Annotated in this window: 17 protein-coding genes; all 17 read left to right on the forward strand. The window is 29.1% G+C overall.

Going from position 1 to position 17,071, the window contains the following annotated elements:
* Nucleotides 1-404: 404 nt before the first annotated feature.
* The 17 genes from HMPREF3186_RS05645 to lspA all read left to right on the forward strand — a co-directional run bounded on the left by HMPREF3186_RS05645 (nt 405) and on the right by lspA (nt 17,021).
* On the forward strand, nt 405-1,553 hold the full coding sequence (locus tag HMPREF3186_RS05645) for a glycerate kinase (protein WP_060914308.1): 1,149 nt from the start codon (nt 405-407) through the stop codon (nt 1,551-1,553).
* Nucleotides 1,543-2,406: a DMT family transporter gene (locus tag HMPREF3186_RS05650; RefSeq protein ID WP_060914309.1), complete on the forward strand. Its 864-nt coding sequence runs from the start codon at nt 1,543-1,545 to the stop codon at nt 2,404-2,406. Before HMPREF3186_RS05645 ends, HMPREF3186_RS05650 begins: the two co-directional genes overlap by 11 nt.
* Nucleotides 2,407-2,418: 12 nt before the next feature.
* Nucleotides 2,419-3,315, forward strand: a complete 897-nt coding sequence (locus HMPREF3186_RS05655) for a C39 family peptidase (protein WP_060914310.1) — start codon at nt 2,419-2,421, stop codon at nt 3,313-3,315.
* 200 nt (nt 3,316-3,515) lie between these two features.
* Nucleotides 3,516-4,256, forward strand: coding sequence for a Fe-S cluster assembly ATPase SufC (sufC, locus tag HMPREF3186_RS05660; protein WP_060914311.1), 741 nt, complete (start codon nt 3,516-3,518; stop codon nt 4,254-4,256).
* 1 nt (nt 4,257) lies between these two features.
* Nucleotides 4,258-5,544, forward strand: a complete 1,287-nt coding sequence (gene sufD, locus HMPREF3186_RS05665) for a Fe-S cluster assembly protein SufD (RefSeq protein ID WP_060914312.1) — start codon at nt 4,258-4,260, stop codon at nt 5,542-5,544.
* Nucleotides 5,545-5,549: 5 nt separating this feature from the next.
* Complete coding sequence (locus tag HMPREF3186_RS05670; protein ID WP_060914345.1) at nt 5,550-6,776, forward strand: aminotransferase class V-fold PLP-dependent enzyme; 1,227 nt, start codon at nt 5,550-5,552, stop codon at nt 6,774-6,776.
* Nucleotides 6,766-7,194, forward strand: coding sequence for a Fe-S cluster assembly sulfur transfer protein SufU (sufU, locus tag HMPREF3186_RS05675; protein WP_060914313.1), 429 nt, complete (start codon nt 6,766-6,768; stop codon nt 7,192-7,194). The genes HMPREF3186_RS05670 and sufU overlap by 11 nt, the downstream gene beginning before the upstream one ends.
* Nucleotides 7,195-7,229: 35 nt before the next feature.
* Entirely contained in the window at nt 7,230-8,609 is a 1,380-nt protein-coding gene (gene sufB / locus HMPREF3186_RS05680) for a Fe-S cluster assembly protein SufB (protein ID WP_060914346.1), read from the forward strand.
* Between the two features lie 172 nt (nt 8,610-8,781).
* Nucleotides 8,782-9,075 carry a glycosyltransferase gene (locus HMPREF3186_RS05685; RefSeq protein WP_231724169.1) on the forward strand — a complete coding sequence of 98 codons (294 nt, stop codon included), beginning with the start codon at nt 8,782-8,784 and terminating at the stop codon, nt 9,073-9,075.
* A complete protein-coding gene (locus tag HMPREF3186_RS05690) occupies nt 9,075-9,413 on the forward strand; it encodes a hypothetical protein (RefSeq protein WP_060914315.1) in 339 nt (112 codons plus the stop codon). Before HMPREF3186_RS05685 ends, HMPREF3186_RS05690 begins: the two co-directional genes overlap by 1 nt.
* Nucleotides 9,414-9,694: 281 nt before the next feature.
* The gene (locus tag HMPREF3186_RS05695) at nt 9,695-10,879 is read left to right on the forward strand and encodes an acetate/propionate family kinase (protein WP_060914316.1); all 1,185 of its coding nucleotides are present in this window, start codon (nt 9,695-9,697) and stop codon (nt 10,877-10,879) included.
* 61 nt (nt 10,880-10,940) lie between these two features.
* Nucleotides 10,941-12,101: a CCA tRNA nucleotidyltransferase gene (locus tag HMPREF3186_RS05700; RefSeq protein WP_060914317.1), complete on the forward strand. Its 1,161-nt coding sequence runs from the start codon at nt 10,941-10,943 to the stop codon at nt 12,099-12,101.
* A 28-nt stretch (nt 12,102-12,129) separates the two neighbouring features.
* Complete coding sequence (locus tag HMPREF3186_RS05705; protein WP_060914318.1) at nt 12,130-13,980, forward strand: exonuclease domain-containing protein; 1,851 nt, start codon at nt 12,130-12,132, stop codon at nt 13,978-13,980.
* A gap of 129 nt (nt 13,981-14,109) precedes the next feature.
* Nucleotides 14,110-15,396: an asparagine--tRNA ligase gene (gene asnS, locus HMPREF3186_RS05710; RefSeq protein ID WP_060914319.1), complete on the forward strand. Its 1,287-nt coding sequence runs from the start codon at nt 14,110-14,112 to the stop codon at nt 15,394-15,396.
* A 9-nt stretch (nt 15,397-15,405) separates the two neighbouring features.
* Nucleotides 15,406-15,927 (forward strand): DnaD domain protein, encoded by a 522-nt coding sequence (locus HMPREF3186_RS05715; RefSeq protein ID WP_060914320.1) that lies wholly within the window; start codon nt 15,406-15,408, stop codon nt 15,925-15,927.
* Nucleotides 15,908-16,552, forward strand: coding sequence for an endonuclease III (gene nth, locus HMPREF3186_RS05720; protein ID WP_060914321.1), 645 nt, complete (start codon nt 15,908-15,910; stop codon nt 16,550-16,552). The genes HMPREF3186_RS05715 and nth overlap by 20 nt, the downstream gene beginning before the upstream one ends.
* A 13-nt stretch (nt 16,553-16,565) precedes the next feature.
* Nucleotides 16,566-17,021 (forward strand): signal peptidase II, encoded by a 456-nt coding sequence (gene lspA / locus HMPREF3186_RS05725; RefSeq protein WP_060914322.1) that lies wholly within the window; start codon nt 16,566-16,568, stop codon nt 17,019-17,021.
* Nucleotides 17,022-17,071: the final 50 nt, after the last annotated feature.

A 17,071-nucleotide genomic window follows, 5' to 3' on the forward strand; every position in this document is an offset into this window, starting at 1 on the left:
AAACTTCGTGGTTTTTTACAGTAGTAATATTAGTTTAACATTAGGGTTTAGGATACTCGTAAACTAATATATTTAAAATGTTGGCTGTAGATTACTGGCACAAACATGAGGATTACTTATTAATTGTAAAACTAAAAGTAGTTTGCTTCTACAGTTGACAAATTAATACTGTATTTTTTGATATAATCAAAAATTGAGTCCTAATTTAAACCCTAAACATAAAGTAAAAATACTTTACATAATTATTATACTAAAAAAAATAATAAATTTAAAGTATTTGTGTAAATTTTATCAATGAAAATGTTTTTATATTATTTTTCAAGTTAAAAACTTTAATTAATATGCTTTTAATGATAAAATTAATTAAATGATTATAAGAATTTTGTAAGTGGAGTTGTAAGTTTATGAAAGTATTAATAGCAGTAAATGAGTTTAAAGGATCGTTAACATCATTGGAGATTGGAGAAATTATTTCTGATAAATTAACAAGTAATTATGATTATATCTCTTCAATTGTTCAACCAATTGCAGACGGTGGTGATGGATTTTTATCAATTTTTCAAGGGTTTAATAAAGAAAAGTTTACAACAATTAATGCAGCCCACGAAGAATGTGATGTCAATTATTTAATTAATTTAGAGAAAAAAGAGGCTGTAATTGAAGTTGCAGAGGTAATTGGCATTAAATATTTAACTGAAGAGCAAAAAAATCCGCATATTACGACAACTGTTGGATTAGGAAAGTTGATTTCTTTTTTATTAGATAAGGGAATTGAACATTTTATTATTGGTCTTGGTGGCAGTGCAACTAATGATTGTGGAATTGGGATGTTAAATGAGTTAGGTATTAAATTTAGTGATGAATATGGCGCTACTTGCAAACATGGTATAAATGAGTTGAAGAAGATTTCAAATATTAATACTGAACTCGTTAATGATAAATTAAAAAATTCTAGATTTACTATAATTAGCGATGTGAATAATCCACTTATAGGACCAAATGGTTCAACATATGTATTTTCAAAACAAAAAGGATTAAAAGAAATAGAATTTCAAAAAGTTGATTCGTACATAGAAAGATTTGCCAATTTAGTTAATATAAAAACAAACTTGAATAATGCTTTAAAAGAAGGTAGTGGTGCTGCTGGTGGATTAGGTTTTGCATTTATGACATTTTGTAATGCTACTATTCAATCTGGTTCACAATTTATGATTAACTATTTAGGATTAGAGGAAATTATACAAAAAATGGACATCATTGTTACTGGTGAGGGAAAATTAGATAGACAAAGTTATATGGGAAAGGCACCAATTGAGATTGCAAAAATCGCAAAAAAATTTAATAAGAAAGTAATCTTTCTAGCGGGTAGTATTTTAGATGATGAATTGAAAGATTTATCTCCGGAGGATGAAAACTTAATTGATGCTTCATTTTCAATTCAAAGAAAATTCACTTCTTTGAATACAGCGATGAACAAAAAAGTTTCAAAAGCAAATATTGAAAATACGATTATACAGATATTTAATTTATTGGAGTTTTATAATGAATACTAAGAATAATATATTAATGGGAATATTTTGCATAATAATGTCAGGGATAGGATTTTCGTTAATGGCTTTATTTATTAAACTTTCTGGTGATCTTCCCTCAATGCAAAAAGGATTTTTTAGAAATATTATAGCTGTTGCAATATCGTCAATACCGTTAATTAAACATTGGAAAAATATTAATTTTCCTGCAAATAAGGTGTCTTGGATAGTACTATTTTCTAGAACTATTTTTGGTACAATAGGATTAGTATTTAACTTTTATGCAATTTCACATATTACTCTTGCGGACTCAACAATCATACAAAAACTTTCGCCTTTTGTGATAATAATACTGTCTTATTTCTTTTTTAAAGAGCGTATGACAAAATTTCAGTTTGTTGCCATAGTAATTGCATTTATTGGTGTAGGATTTATTGTTAAGCCAACTGGAGCGGGTTTAATAAGTATGGGAGCTCTAGCAGCACTTTTAGGAGCATTTTGCTCAGGAATTGCGTATACGTGTGTAAGATATCTTGGAACTCATAATGTTTCTGGAGAGTTTATTATATTCTTTTTCTCATCATTATCAACAATATTACTCTTACCGTATCTAATTTTTGATTATAGAGTAATGACAATGTATCAACTATCGATGCTAATATTAGCCGGTGCTTCCGCGACAATTGGTCAATATGGAGTCACATTTGCGTATAAGTATGCAGCGGCAAAAAATATTTCAGTGTTTGATTATTCACAAGTATTATTTTCGGGAATCTTAGGATTTATATTTTTTAACGAGTTACCTGACTTGCAAAGTTTAATCGGATATATTATAGTTATCTCTGTAGGAATAATTTTAGTGATAAAAAATAAATAGAGAGGTGTAATTATGAAAAGAAAAAGAATTGAAATAATGACAATAGTGTTTGTTGTCCTATGTACAGTTGTACTTTATGTTATTCAAAATAATAAGATTGCTTGGTTTAATAAAAATTCAAAAGATGAAAATAACAGTACTAATGTGTTAAAAACAGAAAATGTAGCTAATGCAAGAGATGGTATAAAAGGGGTAACGCAACCTTACCCGTTTATTACCAATCCAAATGGAGTAGAAAATAATTTACTTCAAAATGCTAATGGTAGTCTTATAGGGCAATTAATTTACTTACAAAGAGAGAATCTTCCAGAAGCAGAACAAAAATTATTAGTTAATAATAAGGATGCTACTCAATATGTACTTGGTTATCTTGCTGGTCAAGAAGCAACGCCGTTTGAACAAGGAGAAACAGTTGAAATTAACAGGAAGTTTCCTTACTATATTCAATGGGATAAACGTTGGGCTTATGATAAATTAGGTGGAACAAATGTTGCTATAGGTGGTTGTGGGCCAACTTGTGTAGCAATGGCGCTAAGTGGAATATTAGATGATAAATCAATTACTCCAAAAAATATTGCTGAAAAAGAAGATGCCAGTGGATATTTTACAGATGCAGGTACAAAATGGAGTTTCTTCGAATATATTGCTAAAGAATATGGAGTTAAATCAACTGGTGTACCTCTTAATCAAGAGGCAATGAAATCTGTTTTAAGTAAAGGGAATCCTATTATCGCTTCTGTTCACCCAGGTAAGTTTACAACTGTTGGACATATTATTTTGATAACAGGAGTAGATGATGAAGGTAAATTTATAATTAATGATCCAAATAGTTACACAAGAACGTTAAAAAAATGGTCTTATAACGAATTAAAAACTGAAATAGTAGCTATGTGGGAATTTTCAAAATAAATTATATAGATAAATCCTCGAATTTCAAATGAAATTTGAGGATTTATTTTTTTTATAAATAGAAGTGTTTATCTAGAGATGTTCGAACCAATAATTTGATAAAACATGTGAAAACCTTTATAATAATACTTATGTAATTTGCGATAATTAATGTTTTATATGATTTAATCGCAATAAATATAAAAGATGGAGGAAATAAAATGTCAGTTCTTGATATAAAAAATTTAGAAGTATCAATTAATGAAAAACAAATATTAAAAGGACTAAATTTAGAAATTAAATCTGGTGAGATACATGCCGTAATGGGACCAAATGGTGCAGGTAAATCTACTTTAGCATCAGCAATTATGGGTCATCCAAAATATGAAGTAGATGGTGGAAGTATTTTATTAGATGGTGAAGAAGTACTAGAAATGGAAGTTGATGAAAGAGCTCGCGCTGGTCTATTCCTAGCAATGCAATATCCATCTGAAGTACCAGGAGTACCAACTTCAGAATTTATTAAATCTGCAATTAATGCACAACGTGAAGAGAATATTCCTTTAATGCAATACATTAAAAAATTAGATAAGACTATGGAATTTTTAGAAATGGATCTAAAAATGTCTCAACGTTATGTAAATGATGGTTTCTCTGGAGGAGAAAAAAAACGTAATGAAATATTACAAATGATGATGTTAGAACCAAAATTTGCTATTCTAGATGAAATCGACTCTGGATTAGATATTGATGCACTAAAAATTGTATCAAAAGGTGTTAATAAAATGCGTGGAGAAAACTTCGGTTGCTTAATCATCACTCACTACCAAAGATTATTAGATTATATTGAGCCGGATTTTGTACACGTACTTATGGATGGAAAAATCGTAAAATCAGGTGGACCTGAGCTAGCACTTCGTTTAGAAAAAGAAGGTTATGACTGGTTAAAAGAAGAGGTTTAATATGGAGAATAATAAATTAAAACTAAGTATTAAAACTTTACAAAGCATATTTTCTAATACTAATGAGCCTACTTGGTTTTTAAATACTAGAAAATTAGCTTTGTATAAGAGTTATACGTTACCTTTTCCAAAATTAGAGTCGATGGAGTTAGAAAGATGGAACTTATTTAATGTTGATTTTTCAACTCTAAGATTAGAAAATGAAGGAAATGTAAATATAGCTGAATATGGTATTAATAGCGATGATTTTGCTGTAGTTCAAAAGAACAATACTATTGTACATGTTAATATTCCAGAAAAATATGCTGATAAAGTTGTCATTAAAGATATTTTCACTGCAATGAATGATGATCATGTTAAAGATAGTTTTATGAGTGTAGTTGACTATGCAGAAAGCAAAGTAACAGCTGTTCACTATACACTATTAAATGCTGGATTATTTATCGATGTTAAAGATAATGCTGTAATTGAAAAACCGCTTCAATATATCGTAATTTCTGATAAAGAACAAAGTTTATTCAACCATGTAACTATTCAGGTTGGAAATAACGCTAAGTTTAACTTTATTGAAAACTACGTAAATAATCAAAAAGAGGATGAGGCTCCATTTAGTTTAGTTTCTGAAGTAGTTGCACATGAAGGAGCTCAAATTAACTATAGTTCAATTACGAACCAACCAGGTGAAAAACGTGGAACTATTTTACGTCGTGGTTTAACTTATAGAGATTCATTAATTAACTGGAATGTTGCTGCAATGGATGAGGCAGACGTATATCACGATAATACAACGAACATTCTAGGAGATGGTTCTGAAGCAAATCTTAAGATTGTTACTTTAGGGGTTAAAGAACAAAAAACTTACTTCAATAGTGAAGTAGTTAACCAAGGCTTAAGTAGTAAAGGTGATATTTTACAACACGGTGTACTATTAGATAGATCACATATCGTATTTAACGGTGTAGGATTTATCGTAAAAGGTGCGACAGGTTCTAACGCTTACCAAAGTTCAAGAATGTTGACACTTTCTTCAGAAGCAAAAGCAGATGCAAACCCAATGCTATTAATCGATGAAAATGATGTTATGGCTGGTCACGGAGCATCGCTAGGGCGTATTGATGAAGAGCAACTATACTACTTACAAAGTAGAGGATTAACTAGAAAAGAATCTAGTAGATTATTAGTTCATGGATTCCTATCTCCAGTAATCTCAGAGTTAACAGTAGATAAAATTAAAGAACTTGTAACAGTGCTTATTGATGAAAAAATTAACAATAATGAGAGTGAGTAACAATGATAGATTTTAGTAAATATAGAGAAGACTTTCCTATATTAAAAAGAAAAATATCAGGAAATGATTTGATATTTTTTGATAATGGAGCTACTACTCAAAAACCTAATCAAGTGATCGATGCAATTACAGATTACTATAAAAATTATAATTCAAATATTCATAGATCTGTTTATACCTTAGGTAATGAATCAGAGAAAATATACGAAGCATCTAAAGAGTTAGTTAGAGAATTTATAAATGCAAGTAGTTACGAAGAAGTTATCTATACTAGTGGAACTACGGAAAGTTTAAATTTCGCAGCAAGAATTTTAGAACAAGATGTAACTGAAGGTGATGAAATTATCCTTACCTACATGGAACATCATGCTAATATTATTCCTTGGCAGCAACTGGCTAAACGAAAAAATCTTGTTCTTAAATATTTAGAATTAGATGAAGAAGGAAGAATTAGTATTGAACAATTAAAAGAATTTATTACAGATAAAACTAAAATTGTATCAATGTGTCATGCTTCTAATGTACTAGGTAATATAAACCCTGTTTATGAAATTGGAGAATTATTAAAAGATAAGGATATTTATTTTGTAGTAGATGCAGCGCAATCCGTTCCTCATTTAAAGATTGATGTTCAAAAAATGAACTGTGACTTTTTGGCCTTTAGTGCGCATAAAATGTGTGGACCAACTGGTATTGGAGTGCTATATGGTAAAAAACAGCTACTAGAAAAATTTGATCCAGTTGAATTCGGTGGCGGAATGATTGGTATCGTTGAAGATAATTCAGCAACATGGGCAATTCTTCCTGATAAATTTGAAGCCGGAACACCACTGCTTGCTCAAGCTGCAGGGTTAGGAGCGACTATTAAGTATTTAAACAGTATTGGATTAGAAAATATTGAAAAGTACACTAAAGAACTCACTGAATATATGTATTCTGAACTTTCTAAAATAGATAATATAGAGATTTATGGAACAAAGAATATTGAGGAGAGAGTTTCACTAATTACTTTTAACTTGGTAGGAGTACATCCTCATGATTTAACGAGTTTCTTAGATGAAAAAGGTATTTGCATAAGAGCAGGGCATCAATGTACTCAACCATTATTAGGAAAGCTAGGAACATACTCAGTAGCTAGAGCGAGTCTATATTTATATAATACAAAAGAAGAAATAGATTTCTTTATTCAAACATTAAAAGAAACGAAGGAGTTTTTTGAAAATGAGTTTTAGTGATTTAAAAAGTTTATATAAACAAGTAATCTTAGATCATAGTAAGCATCCTAGAAATAATGGGGAAATAGAAAGCGATTATAAGTTGGAGATGTTGAACCCATCTTGTGGGGATAAAATAACAGTTAGTATAAATTTAGTAGATGATATTATCGAAGATATAAAATTCGTAGGAACAGGTTGTTCAATTTCACTAGCTTCAGCTTCTATGTTAACTGAGGAATTAAAAGGTTTATCAGTAGAAAAAGCTAATGCCAAGATTAAAGACTTTTTAAATATGATTATGGGAAATGAATTTAATGAAGAAAACTTAGAAGATAGTATTTCATTACAAAATATTTCTCAACTTCCAGCTAGGGTTAAATGCGCTACGTTAGCATGGAAAATTACAGAAAAAATTTTAGAAGAAAATAAATAGAAGAAGGAGTGATTGCATTGAATAAAAATGAAGAAATGTTTACCGATTATCAGTATGGATTTTCAGATAAAGATGTATCTATATTCAAGACTGATAAAGGATTAACAAAAGAAATCGTTAAAACAATTTCTGAAAGAAAAGAAGAACCAAAATGGATGTTAGAATACCGTCTAAATGCATTAAAAGAGTTCTACAGAATGCCAATGCCTACATGGGGTGGAGACTTATCTGAAATAGATTTTGAGGACTTAACATACTATGTAAAACCATCAGAAAAAACAGAACGTTCATGGGACGAAGTACCACAAGAAATTAAAAATACTTTTGAAAAACTTGGTATTCCAGAAGCTGAACAAAAATACCTTGCAGGTGTATCTGCACAATATGAATCAGAAGTAGTTTATCACAATATGCATAAACAATTCGAAGAAAAAGGAATTATCTTCGAAGACACTGATACAGCATTAAAAAATCATGAAGAAATCTTCAAAGAATATTTTTCAAAAGCTGTTGATTTTAACGACAATAAATTTGCAGCCTTAAACTCTGCAGTATGGTCAGGTGGATCTTTTATCTACTGTCCAGAGAATGTATCAGTAGAAGCACCGCTTCAAGCATATTTCAGAATTAACAGTGAAAAAATGGGGCAGTTTGAGCGTACATTAATTATTATTGAGAAAAACTCTTCTCTACACTATGTAGAAGGATGTACAGCTCCGACTTATTCAGCAAGTTCATTACACGCTGCTGTTGTAGAAATATTTATCAAAGAAAATGCTCGTTTCAGATATACGACTATTCAAAACTGGTCAACAAACGTTTATAACCTAGTTACAAAACGTGCAATTGTAGAGAAAAACGGTACTATGGAATGGGTAGATGGAAACTTAGGTTCAAAATTAACTATGAAATACCCAGCATGTATTTTAGTTGGTGAAGGAGCAAGTGGAAGTACATTATCTATCGCTATGGCTAGTGAAGGACAAGTGCTTGATGCAGGTTCTAAGATGATTCACTTAGCACCTAGAACATCGTCTACTGTTGTTTCTAAATCAATGTCTCGTCGTGGTGGTAAAGTTAATTACCGTGGATGGATTCACTTTGGTAAAAACTCTGAAGGTTCTCGTTCGAATATTGAATGTGATACATTAATCTTAGATGAATACTCAACTTCAGATACTATTCCTTATAATATCGTTAAAAATTCTAACGTATCATTAGAGCACGAAGCAAAAGTATCTAAAGTATCAGAAGAGCAACTATTCTACTTAATGAGTAGAGGTCTTGATGAAGGCCAAGCTACAGAAATGATAGTTATGGGATTCATCGAACCATTTACAAAAGAACTTCCTATGGAATACGCTGTTGAATTAAACAGATTAATTTCATTTGAAATGGAAGGATCAATAGGATAATTTAATAGGCCATATATTCTGCCCTCAAAGTTCTAATATTGATTTTGAGGGCTTTTTGGTATGAATAAAGGTTCTAGGGATAATTCGAAAGATATATGTCTAGAGTTTGCTGAAAGGGATACTAGGTTTAAGTATATTAAGCAAGAGAATGGAGGACTTTGAGCAGCTAGAAATGCGTGCAAAGGGAGAGTTTATTATTTTCATAGATGGAGATGATTTTATTAAACCTAATTATTTGGAAGAATTATATCACGTTTCATTAAAAAATAATTCTGAAGTTGTTATAGGAAGTTATAAACAATTTAATGAAGAAGATACTAAATATTATATTCATATATTTGATTATAGAGAAGAAAATTATATAAATAAAGAATTAATTGAAAAAATATCTTTATTAGAGAGAAAAGGTTTGGAATTTCAGCCAACTTGGGAAGTTTATTCCATAGAAGGTTATTTGAAAATGTAATGTTTCCTGTTGGTAAAAATATAGAAGATACTCGAACTAATTATAAATTATATCTGGAATCTTATAACTCAACTTATATTCATAAAGATTTTTATGTTTACAGAATAAGAAAAGGTAGCTTGAACGATGAAATGAATGAGAAATTATTAGTCGACATATTAGAAGCCTTATTGGAGAGAATAGCTGTTTTGAGTTTAATTGGAATAGATATTTCTGAAGAAAAAGTGAACTTAATAGATAGGCTACAAATCCGCTGTTTACAGGCTAAGGAAGCAGGTTTAGAAGATACTGAAATTTATCGAAGATGTACAGAGATTCTTTATTTAATTGCAAGATAATATTATAGAAACCTTGTGAGCTTCTAGATTATTTATAGAGTTTATTATATTATATCTATGAATATAGAGTAAGTAAAATTATTTAACTGAAATATTTTTATATTAGCTGAAAAATAATTTAAACATACAAAACTGATAACTAAAATATAGATAACGTATTCTAGTTATTAGTTTTTTTGTAAATTTATTTATAAAAAATTTTAAATACCTCTTGTAATTAATTATATTTAATGAGATAATAGTATATATAATGCAAATAGATTAAGAGGAGATTTATACTTATGACAAAGATTTTAGCTATTAACTCAGGAAGTTCATCTTTAAAATTTCAATTATTTGAAATGCCTGAAGAAAAAGTTATTACAAAAGGACTAGTTGAAAGAATCGGAATTGAAAACAGTGTATTCACAATCGAATTCAACGGTGAAAAAAATAAAGAAACATTAGATATTCCTAACCATGACGTGGCTATTGAAATGCTACTTGAAAAATTAACAAAATTAGGTATTGTCCAAGACGTTAAAGAAATCGAAGGAGTTGGTCACCGTGTTGTTCATGGTGGAGAATTCTATGATTCTTCAGTTTTAGTAACAGATGAAGAATTAGCTAAAGTTGATTCAATCGAAGATTTAGCACCTTTACACAACCCAGCGAATATTAAAGGTGTTCGTTCATTCCAAAAAGAATTACCAGGAGTTCCAAACGTATTAACATTTGATACAGCATTCCACCAAAGTATGCCTAAATCTACATATATGTATGCAGTACCAAGAGAATTCTATGAAAAATATGGAGTTCGTAAATACGGTGCACACGGAACAAGTCACAGATACATTGGAGAAAAAGTTGCTGAAATTTTAGGAAAAGACCCTAAAGAACTAAAAACAATTTCTTGTCACATTGGTAACGGTGCTTCAATTTGTGCTATTAAAAATGGTAAATCATTCGATACTTCTATGGGATTCACACCGTTATCAGGTTTAGTGATGGGTACAAGAACTGGGGACATTGATCCAGCTACTATCCCTTACATCGCACAAAAAACTGGATTATCTCTTGAAGAAATCGTGCGTATTTTCAACTTCGAATCAGGATTAAAAGGTGTATCAGCATTATCTTCAGATTTACGTGATATTGAAGATGTTAGGGATACTAATTCACACGCAGCAGAAGCAGTTGAAGTATACATCAACAGAATTAAAGAGTATGTTGGAGCTTATGCAGCAGCTATGAATGGAGTAGATGCAATTGTCTTCACTGCAGGTGTTGGTGAGAATGCTACTTGGGTTCGTGAAGAAGTATTAGAAGGATTAACTTTCCTAGGTGTACAAATCGATAAAGAGAAAAACAATGTACGTGGAAAAGTTGCAGAAATCTCAACAGCAGATTCTAAAGTTAAAGCTTTCGTAATTCCTACAGATGAAGAAGTTATGATTGCTAGAGATACTTATAACTTATCTAAATAATAAATAAGATTACAAGGGCTGGGGGTTTCTCTCCAGTCCTTTAATAATTTGAAAGGACACTATGGTAAGAAATAACTTCAATAATAAGTTTAAAGGAGCTATTGATATTTTAAAGAGATTTAATCAAAATGGCTATGAGGCATATTTTGTTGGTGGTTGTGTAAGAGATTATTTGTTAGGTGAAGATTTTTCTGATATTGATATAACTACAAATGCCCTACCTGACGAAGTAAAAAAGGTTTTTCGTAAGAGTATTGATACAGGAATTCAGCATGGAACAGTAACAATCTTAGTTAATGGTGATAGTTATGAAGTCACTACATTTAGAACTGAAGAGGACTATGCAAACCATCGTTCTCCTGAAAAGGTAGAGTTTGTAAGTAATTTACGAGAAGATCTTGATAGACGTGATTTTACAATTAATGCTATGGCGTTAGATTATAAGGGGAAGTTATTCGACTATCATAACGGAGACAATGATTTAAGTTCTAAAATTATTCGCACTGTAAATAATCCTAATGAGAGATTTTATGAGGATGCCTTAAGAATGTTAAGAGCGTTTCGTTTTTCTTCTAAGTTAGGTTTTGAAATAGAGAATAATACATTAGATGCTATTAAGAAAAATGCAGAACTTATAAAATTTGTATCTATAGAACGTATTGTAAACGAATTTAAAAAACTTTTAGCAGGAAAAGGTAATTTAAAGAGTTTAGAATTATTAATAGATAGTAAGCTTAATTCATATATTCCATTTTTTGAAGAGGTTAATGAGATTCAAGATTTATCAAGTTATTCATTCTGTCAAAGTTTGTATATTCTATCAATTATTAACGATATTTCATTTGAAAAATTAAAATTCTTGAAATTGTCTAATAAAGAAATAAAATTAGTAAAACAATTTGATTTAATAAATCAGGAATTTAAAAATAATACTCAAATAGAACTAATTTTATATAAATATAATCGTGAAGATATTAAGTTTATATGTGAATATTTTGGTTATGATAAAGAAAAAAATATTGATGAACGTATTCTAACTATTAATTCATTTAATGATATTGATATTACGTCACAAGAAATCATAAGTACTATTAATAAAAATCCTGGTCCTTGGATAAAAAGTATAACATTAGAATTGGAAAAAGAAATTTTATTAGGAAGATTAAATAATAATAAAAAAGATATACTAGATTTTTTGTCTAAATTAAGAGATAATATATAAATAATTTGAAAGTGAGGTGAGAGAATTTATGGATAGATTATTTTGTATTGTTGATATAGAATTAACTGATGATAAGGAAATAATTCAATTTTCTGCAACAAAGCTTGATAAAAGTTTTAATGAAGTTTCATCGATAAATTACTATATTCAACCTAAAAAGCCTGTATCTACTTTTGTGACTGAATTAACGGGAATAAGTAATGAGATGCTGGAAGATAAGAAATTTTTCGAGGAAGTTGCTGATGATTTATATGATTTTATTAAAGATGATATTCTTGTATGTCATGGTCTTCCTTCAGATTATGTTATTTTAAAGAAAAGATTTCATGATGTTGGAATTCAATACAAGGCAATACAATCGTTAGATACTGTCGAATTAGCAAGACTATTTTTACCGTCACAAAATAGTTTTAGACTTTCGGATTTATCGAATTCTCTTGACCTTTACACCGGTGAAAGATATCATAATGCAGCAGTAGATGTAAAAGTAACAGTTAAATTGTTTATTGAAATAGCAAAGAAAATTTCTTTTATTAGTAATAATAATTATAAAAAGATTGAAGATTTATTAGAAAAAATTGATATTAATATGTATATGTTTTCTAAATTCTGTAGAGAAAACATAACTAACACAAAAGATAAATTTAATGATTTCTTGTATTTCGAAGGTGTGGATTATAGAAAAGTAAAATTTAAAACTAGACCTACAAATGACAAAGAAAAATTTATACTTTTTTCATCAATAGATGAAGAAGAATACGTTAGGAAATTTAATATTTCTGACTTTGTAATTATAAAGAAAAAAAGTTCATATGTACCATTAAATATATTCTCACTTTTTCCTAAAAAAGAAGATCCTAATCTAGATAAACTATTAATAAAATTATACGTATGGATATTAGAAACAAAAACTGGTGATTTTTCAGAACTTAATTTATTATATCTGGAAAAAATGTATATTGAGGGTATTAAAAAAGGTGTTTCTATTAGCTCAAAATCATACTATTTTGATGAAAAGAATAAAGCTGCTCAGAGTTGTAAGAACATCATAACGAATTATGAATCTATAGAATATTTAATAGAGAGTGATATTTTTAGAAATCATACATTTATTTTTGAACATAAAAAAATATTAGGTCGAGAATTAGACTCTATAAATACTAAAGACTATTACTATAAAAATGTAATTATAGAGTTAAATGTAGCAGTCTCTAAAAACTTAAAAAACAAGGATATTAGAGATTTAAGAAATAATATAGATGGATTGGTTAAATTTTTACATGAAATGTATATCTCAGAAAGTTTGTTTTTATATAATGATAGTTTAAGTTTTATATTACAGGATGTTGATGCTATACTTATTGATTTAAAAAAATATAAAGACGAGGTTCCGATTTCTTATAAATTTATGAAGAAATTGAGAAGTGTGCTAACAAATTCTAAGAATACATATAAATTTATCATATTAGATCAAGAAAACAGCTTGAAACTTACAGTTGTTAACGATAAAAAGGTTAAATCTTTAATTAATATAATCCATGCTAGAAAGCATAAGTATTTAAACTTGAAATCAAAAGCAAACTACTTATATTCAAATGGTGAAGATGAGTTAATTAATACAAAGAGTACTGAGTCAATTTTATATATTTTTGAAGGTAATAAATATAAGGATTTATATTTTAGTAAACGAGAGAAAAAAAGCTATATAAAATTTTATAATTTTTCTATTAAAGAAAATTTTAACGAATTATATAAAGATGTTAAAAAAAATAATCGTTTGACTTGTAGATGTTATGCAACGAAGGATATATTAGAATATAGATACTATTTAAAAGATATTTTTGATTGTATAGTCATAATTCGTGATTTAGAACATTAAATTATAAAAATTAAAATACATAATTAAAAAAATATTAAATTTATGATATAATATAAATAGTTTTTATATAACTATGAATATTAAAAATTTTTGAATACAATAATAATTTAAATTAGGAGGGACTTCAAGTTGAACATTAATAATTTAAAAGAACAACTAGGTCAAAAAGTAACTCTTGGTGCATGGATTGCGAACAAGAGAAGTAGTGGTAAAATTGCATTTTTCCAATTAAGATATGGAGCTGGATTTATTCAAGCTATTGCTTTAAAAGAGGCATTAGGAGAAGAAAAATACCAACAATTACGTCATTTACCACAAGAAACTTCATTAAAAGTAACTGGATTAATTAAAGAAAATGAAAGAGAACTTTCTGGTATTGAATTAGAAATTGAAGACTTTGAAGTTATTTCAGAAGCAATCGATTATCCAATCACTCCAAAAGAACACGGGGTAGAGTTCTTAGCGGATAATCGTCACATTTGGATACGTTCTAAGAAACAACATGCTATCTTAACAATTAGAAATCAAATTATTAAATCTACATATGATTTCTTTGAAAAAGAAGGATTCTTAAAAACAGATCCACCGATTTTAACATCATCTGCACCAGAAGGAACTACAGAATTATTTAATACTAAATATTTCGATGAGGAAGCATACCTTTCTCAATCTGGACAACTTTACTTAGAAGCAACAGCTATGGCATTTGGTAAAGTATTTTCATTCGGTCCTACTTTTAGAGCTGAAAAATCTAAAACTCGTCGTCACTTAATCGAGTTCTGGATGATTGAAGCTGAGATGGCGTTTTGTAATCATGATGAAAGTTTAGCATTGCAAGAATCATTTGTTAATCACCTTTTAACAGATGTATTAGAAAAATGTCAAGAACAACTTAAAGTTCTTGGGCGTGATCTAGAAGCCTTAGAAAATGCAAGAGGAGAATTCCCACGTATTAAATATAAAGATGCTATTCAATTACTAAAAGATAATGGATTTGATGATATTGAATATGGTGATGACTTTGGATCACCTCATGAAACATTTATCGCAAACAGCTATAATAAACCAGTATTTATTACTCACTGGCCATTAGATATTAAACCATTCTATATGATCGAAGATCCGAATGAGCCTGGTGTAGTGCTATGTGCAGACTTAATAGCTCCAGAAGGATATGGAGAAATCATCGGTGGTTCTCAACGTATTGACGACTATGATAAATTATTAGAAAACATTAAGAAACATGATTTAAATCTTGATGCCTATGGTTGGTATTTAGATCTACGTAAATACGGTTCTGTAGAACATGCTGGATTTGGATTAGGGTTAGAACGAACTGTAGCTTGGATTACAGGTAATGGACACGTTCGTGAAACTGCGCCATTCCCACGTTTATTAAACAGATTAACACCTTAGGAGTCGAAAATGATCAATATCAATATAAAAGGTCTTTTAGTTGATGCTGATTTTTTAATGAATTATAAATCTTATAACTTATCTGGAGAGGAAGCTATGTTTCTTCTTCAGATAAGTTATTTGACAAATCAAGGAGATTTACCATTTTCAATAGACTTATTTACAGATCAATCAAATAAATCAGAAAATGAAATTTTTTCTATGCTTGATAATTTAGTTAATAAAGGATACATTGTTATTTCAACTGAAAGCAAGTTAAATTTTATTATTTTTAATAAAAAGGAAGATTATTATACTCTGCGTGAGTTATTAAAATTAACAGAACGTGTAACTGGAAGAATATTAACTTCTAAAGAGATTGATATTGTAACTTCTTGGTTTGAAAAAAATTATACAAAACAGCAGATAGATGAAGCATTAACTTTGTCTAAAAATATTAGTTATGTTAATGGTATATTAAATAACAAAGTAAATAAAGATATTCAATCAGAAAGTGGAAGTAGTTTAGGTTATGACTGGTTTAACAAATAGACAAAAAAAGAATAAAGCAAAAAAAATCATGGAATATTTGGACAAAGTATTTCCTGATGTAGAATGCGAACTAGATTTTTCTAATAATTTGGAATTAGTTATTGCTGTTCTCTTATCGGCACAATGTAAAGATGAATACGTAAATAGAGCAACAGTAGGATTATTTGAAAATTATAAGACAATTGATGATTATGCTGATGCAAAGGTAGAGGATATAGAAAAGTATATTCGAACACTAGGGCTATATAAAGCAAAATCAAAAAATATAGTTGGTATGGCAAATATGTTAAGGGATGTTTATGATTATAAAATTCCACAGACTAGAGAAGAGTTAGAAAAACTACCCGGTGTAGGAAGAAAAACTGCTAATGTAGTTCTTTCAGTTGGATTTAATATCCCTGCTATTGCTGTTGATACACATGTTGAACGTGTAGCGAAGATGTTTGGTTTGGCTGATTTGACTGATAGTCCGCTTCAGGTAGAAAAGAGTCTTATGAGCATTTTCCCTATGGAAAGTTGGGGGAAAATACATCATCAACTAATTCATTTAGGGCGTTATAAACTTCCAGCAAGAGGTGAGCGAACTATTGATCCAGAATTAGAAAAATTATTAGTATTGAAATAAGAGGAGATGGAATATGTTAATTATATTTATATTAGCGTGTTTTCTAATATTGCTAGATCAACTTAGTAAAAATTTTATAGTAAATCATTTCTCATTAGGAGAAAGCAAGGAAGTTATAGTAAATTTCTTCAGTATCTCGTCTCACAGGAATAGAGGAGCTGCATGGGGAATTTTACAAGATAGTCGTTTATTTTTCTTAATTGTTACGGTTATCTTTATTGCTATTTTAACATACTATCTATTTAAGCAAAAAAATACTTTATCTAGCTTTGATAAGGGTACTTTTGCCTTGGTATATGGAGGAGCAATTGGTAATTTTATTGACAGATTAACTAGGCATGAGGTAGTTGATTTTCTTGATTTTAGAATTTTCGGATATGATTTTCCTATATTTAATTTAGCGGATTGCTTTATTTGTGTAGGAGTATTATTTTTACTATTTAAGATTTATAAAGAAGAAGATAAATAATAAAGGGGCTGACTCGACAAAATCGATTTCTTCAAAATCGAGATTTTTGA

This window comes from Gemella haemolysans (assembly GCF_001553035.1).
Classification (GTDB): Bacteria; Bacillota; Bacilli; order Staphylococcales; family Gemellaceae; genus Gemella; species Gemella haemolysans_B.